The following is a 17,312-nucleotide window of genomic DNA, read 5'->3' on the forward strand; positions in this document are numbered from 1 at the left end:
GGGTTGTGACTTTAGACAAGTCTCTGATAATGAGATACAGGACATTGAGAATAAACTAAACAACAGACCAAGAAAACGATTAGGGTTTAAAACGCCCAATCAGGTGTTCTATAATATAATTTAGCGTTGCACTTGGTGTGTTAATCTAAGCCTTTATTCAGCCGCAATTTTGCGTATTTATTATTGGTATTTACTACTGTTGTTAGTACTACATCTGCTTTCAACTGCCTGACTCTTTTATCATTTATTTGTCATTTAATAATTATTTACAGGCGCTATTAAATAATGCGAAACCATGGAATGTAACAAAATATTTCGTATTCAGCAATCTATTTATCGTAGTGTTTGATTGATAGTAATTTTTAATGCCAAGACTCTTCATGCCAGCACTGTATTGGTGGGGAGTTACATACAACCTATGTCGCTCAGCTTACAATTAGCATGCAGCCATCAGAGTGAATTTTGTTAAAATAACAGACATTCCTAATCACAAAAGTAACGATTCAAGATAGCGCCTTATAATGCTTATCTTGACGTACTGCTATTGATGTTTTATTACCGCCTATGAATGCTCTATTTCGCTTTTTTGAAAATCGATTACCTGCCTTTCCTGAAACACCCATGCCGCTACCATCACCTCGCGATGGCATGGTAAAGTTTATGTGGGCATGTACCAAAGGTCTACGCGGCTGGTTATTGCTGTTCATGATTTTATCTGCTGGTATAGGTATCTACGAGGCAATGCTATTTGCTTGGATTGGGAATATCGTTGATTGGCTCGGCGTTTATACCCCGCTGAATCTCTGGGCAGAAAAAGGCGATATGCTGCTAATGATACTGGCCGTCATGATAGTCAGCCCATTCTGGATTACCTTATCGTCACTTATTCATTTTCAAACTTTGCAAGGCGTGTTCCCTATGCAGATGCGCTGGCGTTTTCATCAGCGTATGCTCGGTCAATCGATGCAGTTTTATCAAGATGAATTCTCTGGCCGTGTTTCGGCTAAAGTGATGCAAACGGCGTTAGCCGTACGTGATACCGTGATGACGGTCACCGACATGTTTATGTATGTCGCGGTGTATTTTATTACCTCAGGTATCATTCTATTTAATTTAGATAGCCTATTGTTAATACCTTTTATTGCGTGGTTCGGGCTGGTTTGGCTGGCGATGTGGTATTTCATTCCTAAATTAAAACAGACCGCCATCGTACAGGCAGATGCTCGTGCCTTGATGACAGGGCGTATTACCGATGCTTATGCTAATATCATGACCGTCAAACTGTTTAGCCATTCACGCCGTGAGCTTGGTTATGCCAAAAACGCTATGGGACAGTTTTTAGGAACGGTCCATGCACAAATGCGCTGGGTCAGCTACCTTGAAGTCTCAACCCATCTTATCAGTGTTATCTTGGTCAGTAGTACCGCGGGTATTGGTATCTATTTATGGCAACAAGGTGCCGTTGGTGTTGGCGCTATTGCTGCTGCGACCGCCATGGCGCTGCGGTTAAATGGTTTAACACGCTGGATTATGTGGCAAACGGCTAGCCTGTTCGAGAGTATCGGTACGGTACAAGACGGCATGCGCACGTTATCAGCACCGCAAACCATCATTGATAAACCGCATGCGCCAGACTTAAAAGTCACCGATGGTCGTATCGTTTTTGATCATGTTGATTTTAGTTATGAAGGTAACTTAGCTGATATGGGTAATGTGGCCGATGTGAGTAATGTTGATAGCATCGATAGTGAAGGCAATACTTTAAAAGAGATCGAAGCATCGACAGCACCTACTAATAAACTTCTCGATAACTTCCATCTGGATATCAAATCAGGTGAGAAAATTGGTTTAGTCGGACGTTCAGGTGCGGGTAAATCTACCCTTGTTAATTTGCTACTACGCTTCTTTGATGTTGATAGCGGTAAAGTCTACATCGACGGACAAGCCATTGATGAGGTCACCCAAGAATCTTTACGTCAGCAAATTGGCATGGTCACTCAGGATACCTCATTATTGCATCGTACCGTACGTGAAAATATTGCTTACGGACGTCCCGATGCCAGCGACGAAGAAATTGTTATTGCTGCCAAACAAGCCCAAGCATGGGACTTTATCAAAGACTTATATGACGACAAAGGTAACACTGGACTCGACACCCAAGTTGGTGAACGCGGGGTCAAACTTTCTGGCGGTCAACGTCAGCGTATTGCTATCTCACGTGTTATGCTAAAAAATGCGCCGATTTTATTATTGGATGAAGCCACCAGTGCGCTTGACTCTGAGATTGAGTTTGCCATTACCGAAAGCCTAAATGATATCATGACCGGAAAAACGGTCATTGCGATTGCGCATAGACTCTCTACCATCGCCGCTCTTGATAGACTGGTGGTCATGGATAAAGGACAAATTATCGAACAAGGTAGCCATGATGAGCTATTAAATCTTCACGGTGTCTATGCACGCTTATGGCATCGTCAAAGTGGTGGTTTCTTAGGTGAAGACAATTAATTAAAGGTGTTTTACTTATTAAAGCTATCTTATTTATTAAAAGCACCTTACTTATTAGAAAAACCTTGCACAGGGAAGTGACTATTTTATGGAAGCATTTACTAACAGTATCAGCCTTGGCGGCAAACAAGCACGCTATTATGATTTGCAGCAGCTGAATTCAGCAGCGAACACAGCTAATAGTCAACGCCAACCTGCCCATTTTTATGGCGGCAATAGTTTCACCGTTGGCACCTACACGCCATTGCTAAGTGCGTTGGCAACTGACTTTGATATTACCTCATTGGCCCTGCGCGGCTATTGGTACGATCAGCCGCAGAGCCGTCGCCTCACCCGCGAACAAGATGCGGATATGTTGATTGAGTTTTTGGAAAAAACCCAAGATAAGCCTGTCGTTGGTATCGGTCATTCACAAGGGGCAACCGCCACTGCGATAGCCGCTGCCCTGCGCCCAGAGCTTTTCTCACAGCTCTATCTTATAGAGCCTGTGACGTTTACCAAAAAACAAGCGACGCTATACAACTTACTGCCACGCAAGCTACTGCTGAGCCGCGAACCCTTTAAAAGTACGCTGACTAAGCAAGCTACCTGGCCAAGTATCTATGATTACTACGAGCACTTGCGCGCGCAACGTGCTTATAGACGTATCAGCGATAAACACCTGAGGATATTTGCTGAGCAAAGCCTAACCGCCAATAATGACGGTGATTACACCTTGATGTTTGCCCCCAAACAAGAACTGGCCAATTATTTTGGTGCGCCTCATATCGATGCAGCGCTTAAGCAGCTCAGCTGTCCTTATACCCTTATTACGGGTAAGCCGACGTTGTTTATCAGTCATAAAGTGCGTCAGCAGTGGCAAAAATTTGTCCCTGACGACAGTATCATCTCCTTGACAGATTATGGGCATCTATTACCGATGGAAGCGCCAGAATTGTGTGCTCAGGTTATCAATGAACATTATCAAAGCAGCAAACAAGCTTAACAATGACTGACCTTTTTGCTCCTATGCCTAATGATAACCTCTTGCCTTATGAAGGTAAAGTGAATGACTTAGGGATAATTATCGATTACCCAAGCGCTTTATATTATAGTCTGTTGACCGAGCTACCTTGGCAATCTGATATTGTCACGTTATTTGGCAAAACGCATGTCACCACACGTCAAATCGTTTGGATGGGTGATAGTGGTGTCAGTTATCAATATTCTGGACATTGCCGTCAAACCATCGAGTGGTCAGATACAGTGTTTCATGTGAAACTTTATATCGAACAGCAGTTAGCAAAAATAGGCATCAACGCTGATTTTAATTCTTGCTTGCTCAACTACTACCCTTCTGGCGAGGACGGCATGGGTTATCATGCCGATGATGAAAAAGAGTTAGGTGCGCAGCCAATTATTGCTTCCTTGTCTCTTGGTGCCACGCGTAAGTTTGTTTTTAAGCATAAAAAAACTCAAGATAAAGTTGAGCTTCATCTTGAGTCCGGTCAGCTTATCGTCATGCATGGTGATACGCAGACATTCTGGAAGCATACCATCACCAAGACCAAATCCATCTCTGAAGGACGGATTAGCCTCACATTTAGACAAATTTTAGATAGGTGACACTTAATTAAGCCAACATCACTTAGCTATAACGTCACTTAGCTTACTTTTAAAACAATCTTGCCAAAAGTACCGCCTTTTTGTAGCTCACGATGGGCCTCTACTACTTTAGACAAGGGGTATGCTTGCTGAATATGCAAGGTCAGTTTATTATCAGCGACCTCTTGTAAAACCTTTGCCATATCTTGGCCATTCGGCTGTACTGCATAACCCTCTATACTTAAGTCTTTACCACTGTCTGCTTCTTTTAGTTTATCGACCCAAATTGTCGGTAATACATAGACACGTCCTGACTGTTTCACAACTTTTAAGGCACGCACGCCAGCGTCGTCACCGACTAAATCTAGTAATACATCGGCTTGCAGCTTAGGAAAGTCATCGTCTTTGGTATAATCAATCCATCCTGTCAGCTTGCTTTTATCTATTAAGCCATCCAGTTTTTCATATTTCTCTGGCGAGCAAATAACACTTACCTTTATATTATCCTCAGTAATTTTATTCATCAGAAACTGAATCGCCAAATGACCAACGCCGCCTGCTGGGGCATTTATCACCACGTGCTCACCATCTTTAATATCTGCAAACTCTACAAACTGTAGCGCTGTTTGCCCGATACACGGCAGTGCTCCCGCTTGCTCCAGCGTGACAGACTCAGGTACTTTCGCCGCTAGTTCAGCATCGACTGCGACATATTCAGCGTAGCAACTGCCGCCGAAACTAAGCGCAGCGACATTATCACCAACCGCGTATTCATCACTATTACTTTTGACCACAACGCCTGCTACATCGAACCCCAAGATAGCTGGCTGGTCATGGTCAAACTTATTTTTTTGGATACTGTCAGCGCCCCAACCTTTGCCTTGACGGGTTTTGTAATCGACAGGATTGATGCCAGCATAAGCGACTTTAACCAATACTTGATTGTCCTTTATTTCAGGAATAGCCACCCCGTCTTGATACGTCATCACTTCAGGCTCGCCAAACTCACGTATGAGTACAGCGTGTTGAGTCGTTGGTAGTTGTTTATTAGACATAAGTTGTTATCCTTTTATTTATTATTTTATATCAGCTTAGGTTTAAAAAGATATGGCAGTGACAGGTTACGATAAGCCTATTTTTATTCTACGGCAAGGCCAACTCTGCACTCAAAGGTAGATGGTCTGATAGCGTTGACCATGGCTTGCCAGTGTGCACCCAAGCATCTTTGACCCTAAGATTACGTACGTAAATACGGTCTAAGCTCAGCACAGGAAGCTTAGCTGGAAACGTGGGTAACAGCTTGCCATGACAATGCTTAAAAGCTTCGGTCATACCCAAGTCAGACGCCAGCTTGTCGCAGGACATTTTTTTCCAGTCATTAAAGTCACCTGCCAAAATCAACGGCTGATCGCGGCTAATCTCATTACGTACATAGTTAGAAATTGCTTCATACTGCTTGATACGATCGCGTTCAAATAGGTTTAAATGAGCGCATAAAACGACGACGGGCATCTCCCAGCCTATCGGTTGTACCTCGCAATGTAGAACCCCACGCTGCTCAAGCTTATTGACAGTGATATTGACGTTGTGTTTCGGATCAAGTGGAAAGCGGCTCAGAACGGCATTGCCATGATGTCCATTGTCATATTCTGAATTTTTGCCATAGCTATTTTCTAATTGTAGGTACTCACCAAACCATTCATGCTGTGATTGGTCAGGGTATTCGTTGTATTGCATATTGCGCTTGAGGTTTTGCCCCTGTACTTCTTGTAGACACAGTATGTCTGAGCCAATGATATCGAGTGCTTTAGCGATACCTTGTATTTTGACTTGGCGATTCATCGGCGACATGCCTTTATGAATGTTATAGCTGGTTAAAACAAAAGAGGTGGTATTAGTCATAGAATTAGTCATCATACTTAAAATAAATGGAACATTGATTATCTCGCCACACTGATTTCAAGTGACGTCTAAACACTGATTTTTGAGGCGCCGATAGCGTTGATTGCTGTAATAGCTTTTCATCAACTTTGTAGTCACCACCATAAGAACCAGTAGTGTCAACTGGTTGACCTGTCTTGGCGTTACAAATTGCAGAGTTACCACGTACAGCAAATTTTTGCTGTCCTTCGTACATGATTACTTTCATCTCATCATAACTTACGCCACCACGACAACCGAGATAATAAGGAACACTCACTTCAACAGCACCGTTATTATTAATATCAGTTACTACGGCGGTGTTTTTAGCGAATTCTGCGATTACATCTAACCCATCGCAGGCTACATAATCATATATTTGCCATACTCGTAAAGCCTCTTGTGCATCTATCGTATATAAATGCGTGAAGACCTCTCCTGCTGGCTCATCAGCGCTATTGGTTGAATTGAAGCGCTGTAATTGAACCAAATACTGATCTCCTTCTGTGCTAATCCAAGAACGAATAGCAACGATATCTTTGGCGTTTAGCTTCAGTTTGTTTTTTTTAGAGTCTATTTGATAATAGTTTTGAATAGCAGGCGGCAATTGATTCCATGATAGAGGGTTCACAGATATATTATTCACATCCGTATTTGCCATACTGGGGCTGGAGCTAAGGGCTACCATCGCTGTGACGCTAAATATCATAATAGTATTGAATATGTTGTTTCGCATCATTTAACAACCTACTGCACTATAGTATATAATATTAGACGAAAATTTAGAGGCATCATCAACATAAAAAAAGCATTGGCTCGTATCGAACCAATGCTCCATGTTATACCTATGTGATATCAATGACCAATGGCTAATTCATTACTGAATCTAAGCCATCCATTAATAGCGAGTGACTAGAGCAATCGGCTGGTCTTCACCCATAATGTCTTGTGGCATAAATACTGCCTCACCACCATTATGAATCACATGCTCGATGATTTCGCCAACCGCATCATCAGTCACACCTTCTGCTGCAGCATCATCAGCCAGACTTAAGGTTTGCGCCTCTTCATCAATCTTGGCAGATTGCATATAGCCACGACGGATATAGAGCGTTTCGCCCACACCTTGGAAGGCACTACGGTAAATTTCTTGTAAATCCGTCTGCAGCATGTTTGCACCGCGCGCTTTATCAATCTCACCCATAGCCGCTTGATGTAGCGATGTACGATAGCCTTCTACTGCTTCTTGTACGCTATCAACGATATGCTGGGCACTACCATCTTCTAAATTGGTGGCATTTGATACGGTAGCAATAATGTTATCTGGACGATCACAGACTTCTTTATAGTAGCCAATATTTTTTGCATCACCAACGATGACCAGAGGCATCTTATGCTCACCCCACAGCTCTTGTACGCTTTTATCTACTTGGTTGAAAAACTCTTTTAAGGAGCTGCTTTCGTTATTCGCGGAACGATCTGAGCCGCCATCACCCGTTGTATACAACCCATTGTTTTCGATAGGAAACTGAATATTTTCCATATTGTTTTGTACATCGTCATCTTTATCAAGCTCTCTGACGACACGGTCGTTGGATGCTTCGATCAAACGAGCGTTATCACGCGTTAATACCACCGTATAGTAATGAACGGCACTGGCCATATCACGGACCAAATCGCGAGTCGCAAAGCTGGTCGAAATCACCACGCGCTCTGTTGTGTCGATAGGCATGCGAATAATTTTCACATCCTCAGTACTGGCAAATATCGCTAAAGTATCAAGGTTATAATTATGATTGAGCTCATTGGTTTTAGCATGAATATTATCTAAAATTGTGGTCGCAGTACGCTTATCGTATTCTTTAGTTAAGCGTTCTTCGGCTACTTTTAATTGGTTTTTTAGGGCAATAGGATCTTTATCGTTGGCAGGGTGCTCGCGATGCGTTTTTACGAAGATACTAACCGCAGGGTCGGCCTTTGTTTCTCGTAAACTTTTGAGAGTCGCTTTCATATAGTGCTCCTTATTTTATTATCATTTACTCTTAACGTTATAAGTAGTATTTCTGGCTTGCTATGCCTACGCCATTTCTATGCTTAAAATCCATACTGAAAAATTTATATTTTAAGCGAAAGCATTTCAGTCCCGTTGTATGTTGTGTTTATATTGAACTGGCTATAACACTTATATTTTCATATTAGTTATTTTGGCCAATGCTTTTTTCTGTCTTATTTTTAAAGCTGGTACTTTTTTTATTAGTAATTTTTTAATGAAGGTGTTTTTCTTAAAACCTGCTTTTTATGCTTCATTACCTTGATGCTAACAGTCAAACCTCACCCGCTATAGGGTTAATTTGCAAGCAAATGATAGCGCTTTGTAAGTAGAGTAATCTATATTGTTATAAAACAGGAAATACTTGGTTTTAAGGATATTTTTATATCGAGAGCAACACCACTCAGCTCTCTACATTACAAATGACGAGGTTGCATTCCTACCAAATGAACCCATATTTTATATAGCTTAGCTTATACATAAGACAGTAATAGTCAGTCCGAAAAAAATAAGTACAAATATTATATAATGGATTCACTTTAAAACCGAGACAGTGCTATTAGCTATAACTTTTGCAATATATGTCTTATGACTGCATATTTTCTACCAAATGAACGCCCTTTATAACCGCACACCTATTAATAATAACTCATTCATCAATAACGGATATTTTTATGACTTCTATTTCTCCAGATTTACACCTTGTTGATTTTCCCAGTGCCACACCAGACAGCTTACAAAGCCAAGTCATTAGCGCTATCGATGCAGCCAATGTTTTTTTAGATGAGCTGACAGCAACGACAAATAGCGAGAATGGTGCTGATATCAGTGCTAAGCAAGCTCTGACCGAGGTGATGACCTTTGACCATATCAATGTGGCATTGGATCGCAGCTGGGGTATTTTGTCACATCTCAATAGTGTAATGAGCAATGATGATATTCGTCATGTGCATCACGAGCTGCTACCTAAGCTGTCGGCTTATGGCACGCGTGTGGGTCAGCATCAGCCGCTATTTAACCGCTATCAAACCATCGTAAATGACACAGCGTTTTTCGCTGAGCTCGAGCCAGCACGAGCGCGTGCCATTGAGCTTGCCCTACGCAGCTTTGAGTTATCAGGTGTTGCGTTACCGAAAGCTGAACAAGAAAAATTTGCTGCTATTCAAAGTGAGCTATCAACGTTGTCAGCGACATTCTCAGATCATATCTTAGATGCTACCCAAGCATACGCTTTGCCGCTTGAGCAAGAGCAATTAGCTGGCTTGACTGAAAGCGGTCTGGCGCTACTGGCTGATGCCGGCGAACAGTATAAAGCACGCGAACTTGCCAGCGGTGCGCTCACACAAACGGATATCGATGCACTACCAACGCCTTATTACGTAGCAAGCTTAAATATCCCCGTTTACCTTGCTGTTATGACCTATGCTGACGATCGCAACTTACGTGAGACCCTATATCGCGCCTATGTCACCCGTGCTTCTGAGTTTGATAAGCACAGCAATGCTAAAGGCGAGTCACTAAACAACGCCGATATCATGAGTCAAATTTTGCAATTACGTGAGCAAAAAGCCAAGCTATTGGGCTTTAATAATTATGCAGAAGTGTCGCTCTCAACCAAGATGGCAGATAGCGTGGCGGAAGTGGAGACCTTCTTACGTGATTTGGCTACGCAAGCAACCCCAACCGCTAAACAAGACTTAGCACAGTTGCAAAAATATGCCAAAGAATATGCTATTGATGACTTGCAGCCATGGGACAGTGCTTATATCGCAGAAAAGGTCAAACAAAGCGAATTTAGCCTATCGCAAGAAGAGATTCGTCCTTATTTCCCCTTACCAAAAGTGGTTAGCGGCTTATTTGCTATTGTAGAACGTTTATACGGTATCAAAGTAAAAGAACAAAACAATGACAGTCCGAACGATAATACGGATAAAACCTCTGTATCGCGCTGGCACGACGACGTGCGTTTTTATCAATTATTCGATGCTAATGATAACTTGCTCGGTGGCTTTTACTTTGACTTATTTGCCCGTAGTGGTAAACGCGGCGGTGCTTGGATGAGCGGTTTCCAGTCGCGTTATACTTATGACGAGCAGGAGCATCAACAGCTGCCTGTGTGCTTTATGGTTGGTAACTTTACCCCTGCCCTTGATGGTAAACCAAGCTTATTGACCCATGATGAAGTGATTACCTTGTTCCATGAGTTTGGTCATGGTTTGCACCATCTATTGACCCAAGTCACCATTGGTGATGTCGCTGGCGTTAATGGCGTCGAATGGGATGCGGTTGAGCTACCCAGTCAGTTTATGGAAAATTGGGCATGGGACGCCGAAGGTATCGCGCTCATTAGTAGCCATGTCGAAACAGGCGCACCACTACCAAAGGACAAACTCGATGCACTATTGGCGGTAAAAAACTTCCAAAGTGGGATGCAGACGCTGCGTCAAATTGAGTTTGCACTTTTTGATTTACTGATTCATGCGCATACACCAGCGCTTGATTATGAAGGTATCTTAGTCACGCTAAATACCGTGCGTCATGATATCGCTGTTATGCAGACACCTGACTATAACCGCTTTGCCAATGGTTTCAGTCACATCTTTGCTGGGGGTTATGCCGCTGGTTATTATTCTTATAAATGGGCCGAGCTATTATCTGCTGATGCTTTTAGTAAGTTTGAAGAAGATGGTATTTTTAATCCCCTCACTGGTAAAGCATTTCGTGAGACGATTTTATCAGTGGGTGGTAGCTTCCCTGCTAAGACCAACTTTGAGAATTTCCGTGGGCGTAGTGCCAGTATCGATGCTTTATTGCGTCACAGCGGCTTTAGCGATGCCAAGACGACTGAGGCGGCAAATACACAAACGACAGGTGAGGTGATTTAAATGCGCTATCAATCCTCCAGCCCCAAACGTCGGTTTTTGGCGGGTGTGCGCTGCCCCAAATGTCAGGCAATGGATGCGGTAGTACAAGTCAATATCGTCACGCCCGAACCTGATGAATACATCGAATGTACTCAGTGCGGTCATACAGAGCATCGCCCTGATCCTGATGCTATCAGTGCCAAAAACCATTTGGAGGACCAGCTTACTCGCGACGCAATGACGACTGGCACCAGTGGTACGGTGAAGTTTAAGCCTTAAATATCGTCCCGAATAACTAACGTCAACTCTTAACAACTACTAGCCTATCTATCATTAGATAGGCTTTTTATTTTGAGTTTGCTATAGTATGGCTACTTATATTTTTAACATAAATCGACCATCTTATGAATAAGAAAGAAATGCGTCCTTTATCAAGCAAATCATCCACAGATAAACCTGTGAAATCACGCCAAAAAATGTGGCTAGTGCTTATATTAGTACTTATTGCTATCGGTTATCTAGTCTCAAAGCAATCCGGACCAGAAGTTCCAAAGCCTGTCAGTGAATCAGCCTCACCATCGATGACTGAGCAAACTGGGGCGGCTCAATCTGCTTCTATACCAGCAGACAATGAAACAAATGAAACAAATGAATTAGAAAATAGCGAGGTGACAGCAGATAACAGCCAAGCAGTGCCTATGGTCACTGACCCTATAGCATCTGACTCTGAGGCTATCTTAAACGCGCCATTACCAGAAACAGACAGTTTGGCTAAAGAAGAAATTGATCGCTTAGAGGATACGCGTAAGCGCTTAGCCGAACAAGAAAAGCTTGCCGCTGAGCAGGTTGCGATGAATAAACAACTGACAGAGATGAAAGCTGAGCAAATCGAGTTGCTCGAACAACAAATAGCACAAATAGAAGCAAGAACAGACCCAAAACCTAATACAAAATAATGTAAATTCTTTATAAAGGGGCTGATAATGGCGACTCTACAACCCACCCACGCCCCTATTTTAAATAGCAGCGCACAGTTGCTTATTTTACCCGTCAATAGCGCTGGTGTGCTTTTAGACCCTATCCTTACCCGAACAAAAACTTTATTTCCTGATAACTATCAACGTTATTATCGCGCTTGCCGTGATGGCAGTCTAAGCGTGGGTAGTTGTTTACTGCATAAACGTACACGTGAGCAGGCTGGACTTGGAATCAGCAATAACGGCAACCAACCAAGCTACATTGCCAATCTTGTTGTATCAAACCACCCTTATCATCCATCGCGTGCGCGTTGGTTGACAGCAGCCTTAGCCGACTTACAGCAGCAGCTCATACCTCTTATCCGCTACCAAGCTCTCCGTAGAATTGCTCTACTGGCACGTCCACTTATTCATAAACACTCACAAAGTGAGGCAGTAAACTCATCCAATGAAGCGAATGTCGCAAACGCAAGCTCGCTACCATTAGACTGGCACGCTGATATCTTACCGTTACTCATACAGCATCTACAAGACTTACCGAAAATTCGCATCGATATTCATCTTCCTAAAGATATTGATACCGTCGAGTCACTTTGAAACGCTATTTGATGCTTAAATAATTTTTTACGTCCATAAAAAAACCGCCTTGAGTGCTTATTAAGCAACCCAAAGCGGTTTTCTAAATTTAAACTATGTCGAATATCCAGTATTAGTTCTGCTCAATACCTTTCATGGTCAGTTTAATACGACCGCGGTTGTCGACGTCTTGTACAAAGACTTTCACCGTCTGACCTTCTTTTAGATAGTCAGATACATTCTCAACGCGCTCTTCTGCGATTTGCGAGATATGCACGAGGCCGTCTGTATTTGGCAATACATTGACAAAGGCACCGAAGTCAACGATACGCGCGACCGTACCTTCATAGGTTTTGCCCACTTCAACTTCTGCAGTGATTGCTTCGATTTTACCGATAGCAGCTTTCGTTGCCGCTTTGTTTTCACCAAAGATGCGAATAGTACCAGCATCATCGATATCGATAACTGCACCCGTTTCTTCGGTTAGCTGACGAATCGTTGCGCCGCCTTTACCGATAACGTCACGGATTTTGTCTGGGTTAATTTCGATAACCGCATAGTTAGGTGCATGCGCGTTGATTTCAGTACGGCTCTCTGGCAATACTTTATTCATCGCGTCTAAGATATGGATACGACCAGCATGGGCTTGTTTTAACGCTTGCTCCATGATGTCTGGGGTAATACCTTCAATTTTGATATCCATCTGCAGGGCAGTGATACCGTCTTTAGAACCAGCGACTTTAAAGTCCATATCGCCAAGATGATCTTCATCACCTAAGATGTCAGACAATACCGCAAAACGCTCGCCTTCTTTGACCAAACCCATGGCGATACCAGCAACCGGTGCTTTTAATGGTACGCCAGCATCCATTAATGCCAAGCTTGCACCGCAAACAGACGCCATTGAAGATGAACCGTTAGATTCAGTGATTTCTGATACCACACGGATAACGTACGGGAAACGTTCGCTGTCTGGTAGCATCGCTTGTACACCGCGGCGCGCTAAACGGCCGTGACCGATTTCGCGACGTTTTGGAATACCTTCACGACCCGTTTCACCGACTGAGAAATGCGGGAAGTTATAATGCAACATGAAATGATCACGGATGGTGCCCGCTAGCGAGTCAATCATATTCACATCGCGCGTATTACCAAGCGTGGTTGTAACCAATGCTTGCGTCTCACCACGAGTAAATAGTGCTGAACCATGGGTAAATGGCAATACACCAACTTCCACATCAAGGGCGCGGACAGTCTCAAGATCACGACCATCGATACGTGGCTTACCAGATAAGATATTGTCACGAACGGTGCGATATTTAAGGTCGTTATAGATTTCTTTTAATTCAGATACGGTGTCAGCATAATTTTCTGACTCAGTATCACCAGCAAGTGCCTCGATAATCGATTGCTTAATTTCATCAAGCTTGGTGTAGCGCTCTTGCTTATCAGTAATCGTATAAGCATCAGCCACTTGCGTACCGAACTGCTCTTTCATGCTGGTCTCTAACGCTTGATCACGCTCAGGGGCAGCATACTGTTGCTTAGCCGTACCGATTTCTTCTGCCAGTGACGCGATATTATCAATCACGATTTGTTGCTGCTCATGACCGTACAATACAGCACCTAGCATTTGGTCTTCTGACAGCTCTGCAGCTTCTGATTCAACCATCAATACCGCAGATTTAGTACCAGCGACGACTAGGTCCAGATCACTTTCTGTGAGCTGCTCAAGCGTTGGGTTGAGTACGTATTCGCCATTGATAAAGCCAACACGTGCCGCAGCGACTGGGCCGTTAAATGGTGCGTCAGAGATAGCTAGCGCGGCTGAAGCACCGATGAGTGCAGCGATATCGGCTGATTGGGTTTTGTCTGATGACACAACCGTCGCCGTGATTTGAACCTCGTTGACATAGCCTTCAGGGAATAGCGGACGAATCGGGCGGTCAATTAGACGTGAAGTGAGTGTTTCAAACTCGCTCGCACGGCCTTCACGTTTGCCATAAGCACCTGGGATTTTGCCCGCAGCATACATCTTTTCTTGGTAATTCACGGTTAGCGGAAAGAAGTTTTGACCTTCTTTGGCTTCCGATTTCACAACAGCGGCTACTAATACGGTAACGCCGCCCATGTGAACCAAGATAGAGTTTGCTTGACGCGCAACGCGACCTGTTTCGATAACAACCTGTTGGTTGCCATACTGGAATTCACGCTTAATGGTGTTAAACATTGTCATATAATCTTCCTAATGTTGACTGACAAAAGTAATATCAGCGCTATAAAAAGCTGATACTTGTCATTAAAATTCTTTGTATATAACCAATAATTGACACGCTTCCTATTTTGGGATCACGTCAATTAAGGCCAATATCCTTACTTATTTATCTCATGTCTCTATCTATAATAGACATCATACTCTTGCGTGTGTTTGGTCATTCAAATGTGGTCTTACTATAAGTTTTCACTATAAATACTATCAAAAAGGGGTCGATAGCACTAATCTCCATTCATCGTATCTTTTGCGCTTTAGCCTACTTAAATTAGTAGTAGCCACTCTATAAATAACGACTTTCTACAAACAATCATTCTATTAACGATTGTCAGGCTACAAACCTACCTATACCCTGCATTATTTTACCGTGATTTATAGCCATTGACCAATTAATTGCAAAACAAAACGCAGGTAGATTATTGCAGTGACGACTTTGAGTATATCAGTACTTATTTGGCCAAGTTCTTTGTAGGTTGCGCTCACAGTATCAAACTGGCGCAATTTATTTTGGCTGGATAAACCATATCCATAAGCATAAAAAAAACGGCGTGAAACTGTTCCACACCGTTTTTAGAGAAAATCTATTTTATCAATCTCAACAAGCAAGTTCTAAGCGGTTTAGTAAAAACTCTAAAAAAGTACCAAATGATGGTATCTTTTGTTTTAGTAACCACTTGTACTATTGTCGCTAAATTAACGACGTAGACCTAACTGGCTAATAAGGGTGCTGTAGCGACCAAGATCTTTACCTTTTAGGTAATCAAGCAATTTACGACGGGTGTTAACCATACGGATAAGACCACGACGGCTATGATGATCTGCTTTGTGCATTTTAAAATGGTTCTGCAAATCGTTGATACGTGCACTTAATAGCGCTACTTGTACTTCTGGTGAACCAGTGTCGTTTTCGCCGCGCTGGTATTGAGAAATGATTTGTTCACGATCGTTGTTAGTTAGCATAAATATCTCCGGCAATGCTAAAAGCTTTAAGACAGACTCAAATTTGAGTGCGCTTTAAAAGCAGTAGAATAGTAAAAAAGATACTTGTACGCCATTCAGGACAACCCTGCATTACTAGAGTTGACCTAGTGTACGACAAGCTCAATCAGTTATTGAAACAATCACTTAAACACAGGCAGTATTGATACAAAATAGCTCTTAACCGTGTCATCTGCTTACAGCAACAAGTTAAGGATAGCGTCTCATGTAAAACCCAGTTCAAATGTGACGGTAATTATAACAAAAAACTGCTGAACTAGCAGCAGTTTTTCATAATAGTTTTATAGTTACAGTCAGGCTTGTCGTCTGTCACCTTTCCTATTGATTGGTATCTTTTTTAGTCGCATTGCCACCAAGTTCGTCATCAGCAAGAGGTGCCGTTGTCGCTTCTGCCAAACTATCAGGGGTAGTATCTTCGCTGGGGTTGATGTCCTCTGCCAGTTTTTGGATCTTTTTTTCTTCTTGATCCATATTTTTTGATGAATTACTCATAACGACTCCTAAATTAGCGTTATTATTAAGCGTTAGTCAATCCACTATAAAACAAGCGCAACAAGAAAATTCATATCAGTAGCGCGTTATAACGTTTGTACTCGTTTTATTTAGTAATGACTATTAGTAATGACTATTTTTTCTCTTCTACTTATCTTTTTTAGCTTGTTCTACATTATCAGCAATACGATCTGCTGCGGCTTCAGTATTTTCTGTGTGATTATCTTCGGTTTGACCTTTTAATGCAGCTTTTGCTGAGTCAGAACGTTGTTGCTCAAGCTTGGTATCGTTTGGATTAGAATTTGACATAGTATTTTCCTTTTACTGGTTATTGTAATGAGTGAGTACTGTCTATAAATTTTAAATGGCTCAGAGCTAGTAAACGTTGCTAGCTTTACAAGTATTGATTCTATGATAGCGCCTGATCGATAGCGTTGACAAAATTATCAATATCGTCTGGGTTGCGCGAGGTAATAAGATTATCATCCACGTGTACGCTTTCATCTACAAATTTTGCTCCTGCATTTTCTAAATCGGTCTGTAGAGAATGATAGGCCGTTAAGGTTTTACCTTTAGCAATGCCAGTATTAATAAGAATCCAAGGCGCGTGGCAAATCACAGCTAGTGGCTTATTTGCATCATTAATCGCTTTAATAATACCGTGAGCCTCTTTATTGCCACGTATCGTGTCAGCATTAACTGTGCCACCAGGCAAAACCAGAGCATCATAACCTTCTACTTTTGCGTCTTTAGCAAATATATCGGCCGTGAAAGTTTTGCCTTTATTTACATCCTGCTTCATACCTTGAACTTCTTTTTGTTTATCAGTAGTAATCAGTATGGTTTTATAACCTTTTTCTTTTAATTGGTCATTGACCTCTTCATACTCTGCTTGTTCAAAGTTATTGTGTAATAAAAAAGCAATAGTCTTCATAATATTTCCTATATTTTTATATTCTCTATATTTTTATTAACTAAATTGTTCTTCTTATAATAACAACGTCCGAGTTGCAAATATAGTCAGATGACCACAAAAATGTTATAAAATAAATCAATTAAACGATTACCAG

Annotated in this window: 16 protein-coding genes and 1 pseudogene; 8 read left to right on the forward strand and 9 right to left on the reverse strand. The window is 42.2% G+C overall.

Translation table 11 applies throughout. The annotated features are described in order from the left end of the window. The 4 genes and pseudogenes from EI162_RS14930 to EI162_RS09975 all read left to right on the forward strand — a co-directional run. Window positions 1–124 (forward strand): annotated as a pseudogene (locus EI162_RS14930) (IS30 family transposase); the annotation flags it as partial. A gap of 440 nt (window positions 125–564) precedes the next feature. Next, window positions 565–2,508, forward strand: a complete 1,944-nt coding sequence (locus EI162_RS09965; protein ID WP_192524222.1) for an ABC transporter ATP-binding protein — start codon at window positions 565–567, stop codon at window positions 2,506–2,508. Window positions 2,509–2,596: 88 nt separating this feature from the next. Further along, on the forward strand, window positions 2,597–3,493 hold the full coding sequence (locus EI162_RS09970; protein ID WP_192524223.1) for an alpha/beta fold hydrolase: 897 nt from the start codon (window positions 2,597–2,599) through the stop codon (window positions 3,491–3,493). A gap of 2 nt (window positions 3,494–3,495) precedes the next feature. Continuing rightward, window positions 3,496–4,113 (forward strand): alpha-ketoglutarate-dependent dioxygenase AlkB family protein, encoded by a 618-nt coding sequence (locus EI162_RS09975; protein ID WP_192524224.1) that lies wholly within the window; start codon window positions 3,496–3,498, stop codon window positions 4,111–4,113. A 38-nt stretch (window positions 4,114–4,151) separates the two neighbouring features. Here EI162_RS09975 and EI162_RS09980 read toward each other — a convergent pair whose 3' ends face one another. The 4 genes from EI162_RS09980 to EI162_RS09995 form a co-directional block, all read right to left on the reverse strand. Next, the gene (locus EI162_RS09980) at window positions 4,152–5,147 is read right to left on the reverse strand and encodes an NADP-dependent oxidoreductase (RefSeq protein WP_192524225.1); all 996 of its coding nucleotides are present in this window, start codon (window positions 5,145–5,147) and stop codon (window positions 4,152–4,154) included. A gap of 88 nt (window positions 5,148–5,235) precedes the next feature. Continuing rightward, window positions 5,236–5,994: an endonuclease/exonuclease/phosphatase family protein gene (locus EI162_RS09985; protein WP_192524226.1), complete on the reverse strand. Its 759-nt coding sequence runs from the start codon at window positions 5,992–5,994 to the stop codon at window positions 5,236–5,238. Between the two features lie 4 nt (window positions 5,995–5,998). Then, window positions 5,999–6,751 (reverse strand): M949_RS01915 family surface polysaccharide biosynthesis protein, encoded by a 753-nt coding sequence (locus EI162_RS09990; protein ID WP_192524227.1) that lies wholly within the window; start codon window positions 6,749–6,751, stop codon window positions 5,999–6,001. Window positions 6,752–6,910: 159 nt separating this feature from the next. Next, the gene (locus EI162_RS09995) at window positions 6,911–8,023 is read right to left on the reverse strand and encodes a hypothetical protein (protein WP_192524228.1); all 1,113 of its coding nucleotides are present in this window, start codon (window positions 8,021–8,023) and stop codon (window positions 6,911–6,913) included. A gap of 713 nt (window positions 8,024–8,736) precedes the next feature. On the opposite strand from EI162_RS09995, the gene EI162_RS10000 reads away from it, so the two are divergent. The 4 genes from EI162_RS10000 (at window position 8,737) to EI162_RS10015 (ending at window position 12,500) form a co-directional block, all read left to right on the forward strand. Beyond that, a complete protein-coding gene (locus EI162_RS10000) occupies window positions 8,737–10,947 on the forward strand; it encodes a M3 family metallopeptidase (RefSeq protein WP_192524229.1) in 2,211 nt (736 codons plus the stop codon). Next, entirely contained in the window at window positions 10,948–11,205 is a 258-nt protein-coding gene (locus EI162_RS10005; RefSeq protein ID WP_192524230.1) for a YheV family putative metal-binding protein, read from the forward strand. 125 nt (window positions 11,206–11,330) lie between these two features. Continuing rightward, window positions 11,331–11,882, forward strand: a complete 552-nt coding sequence (locus tag EI162_RS10010) for a hypothetical protein (RefSeq protein ID WP_192524231.1) — start codon at window positions 11,331–11,333, stop codon at window positions 11,880–11,882. 27 nt (window positions 11,883–11,909) lie between these two features. Beyond that, window positions 11,910–12,500 carry a hypothetical protein gene (locus EI162_RS10015; RefSeq protein ID WP_192524232.1) on the forward strand — a complete coding sequence of 197 codons (591 nt, stop codon included), beginning with the start codon at window positions 11,910–11,912 and terminating at the stop codon, window positions 12,498–12,500. A gap of 112 nt (window positions 12,501–12,612) precedes the next feature. On the opposite strand, the gene pnp is transcribed toward EI162_RS10015, so the two are convergent. The 5 genes from pnp to EI162_RS10040 form a co-directional block, all read right to left on the reverse strand. Further along, the gene (gene pnp / locus EI162_RS10020) at window positions 12,613–14,715 is read right to left on the reverse strand and encodes a polyribonucleotide nucleotidyltransferase (protein WP_192524233.1); all 2,103 of its coding nucleotides are present in this window, start codon (window positions 14,713–14,715) and stop codon (window positions 12,613–12,615) included. Between the two features lie 729 nt (window positions 14,716–15,444). Next, a complete protein-coding gene (gene rpsO, locus EI162_RS10025; RefSeq protein ID WP_192524234.1) occupies window positions 15,445–15,711 on the reverse strand; it encodes a 30S ribosomal protein S15 in 267 nt (88 codons plus the stop codon). Window positions 15,712–16,068: 357 nt separating this feature from the next. Continuing rightward, complete coding sequence (locus EI162_RS10030; protein WP_192524235.1) at window positions 16,069–16,242, reverse strand: hypothetical protein; 174 nt, start codon at window positions 16,240–16,242, stop codon at window positions 16,069–16,071. A 147-nt stretch (window positions 16,243–16,389) separates the two neighbouring features. Next, a complete protein-coding gene (locus EI162_RS10035) occupies window positions 16,390–16,551 on the reverse strand; it encodes a hypothetical protein (protein WP_192524236.1) in 162 nt (53 codons plus the stop codon). A 100-nt stretch (window positions 16,552–16,651) separates the two neighbouring features. Beyond that, on the reverse strand, window positions 16,652–17,176 hold the full coding sequence (locus tag EI162_RS10040) for a type 1 glutamine amidotransferase domain-containing protein (protein WP_192524237.1): 525 nt from the start codon (window positions 17,174–17,176) through the stop codon (window positions 16,652–16,654). Window positions 17,177–17,312: the final 136 nt, after the last annotated feature.

Source organism: Psychrobacter sp. FME6 (assembly GCF_014861365.1).
GTDB lineage: Bacteria > Pseudomonadota > Gammaproteobacteria > Pseudomonadales > Moraxellaceae > Psychrobacter.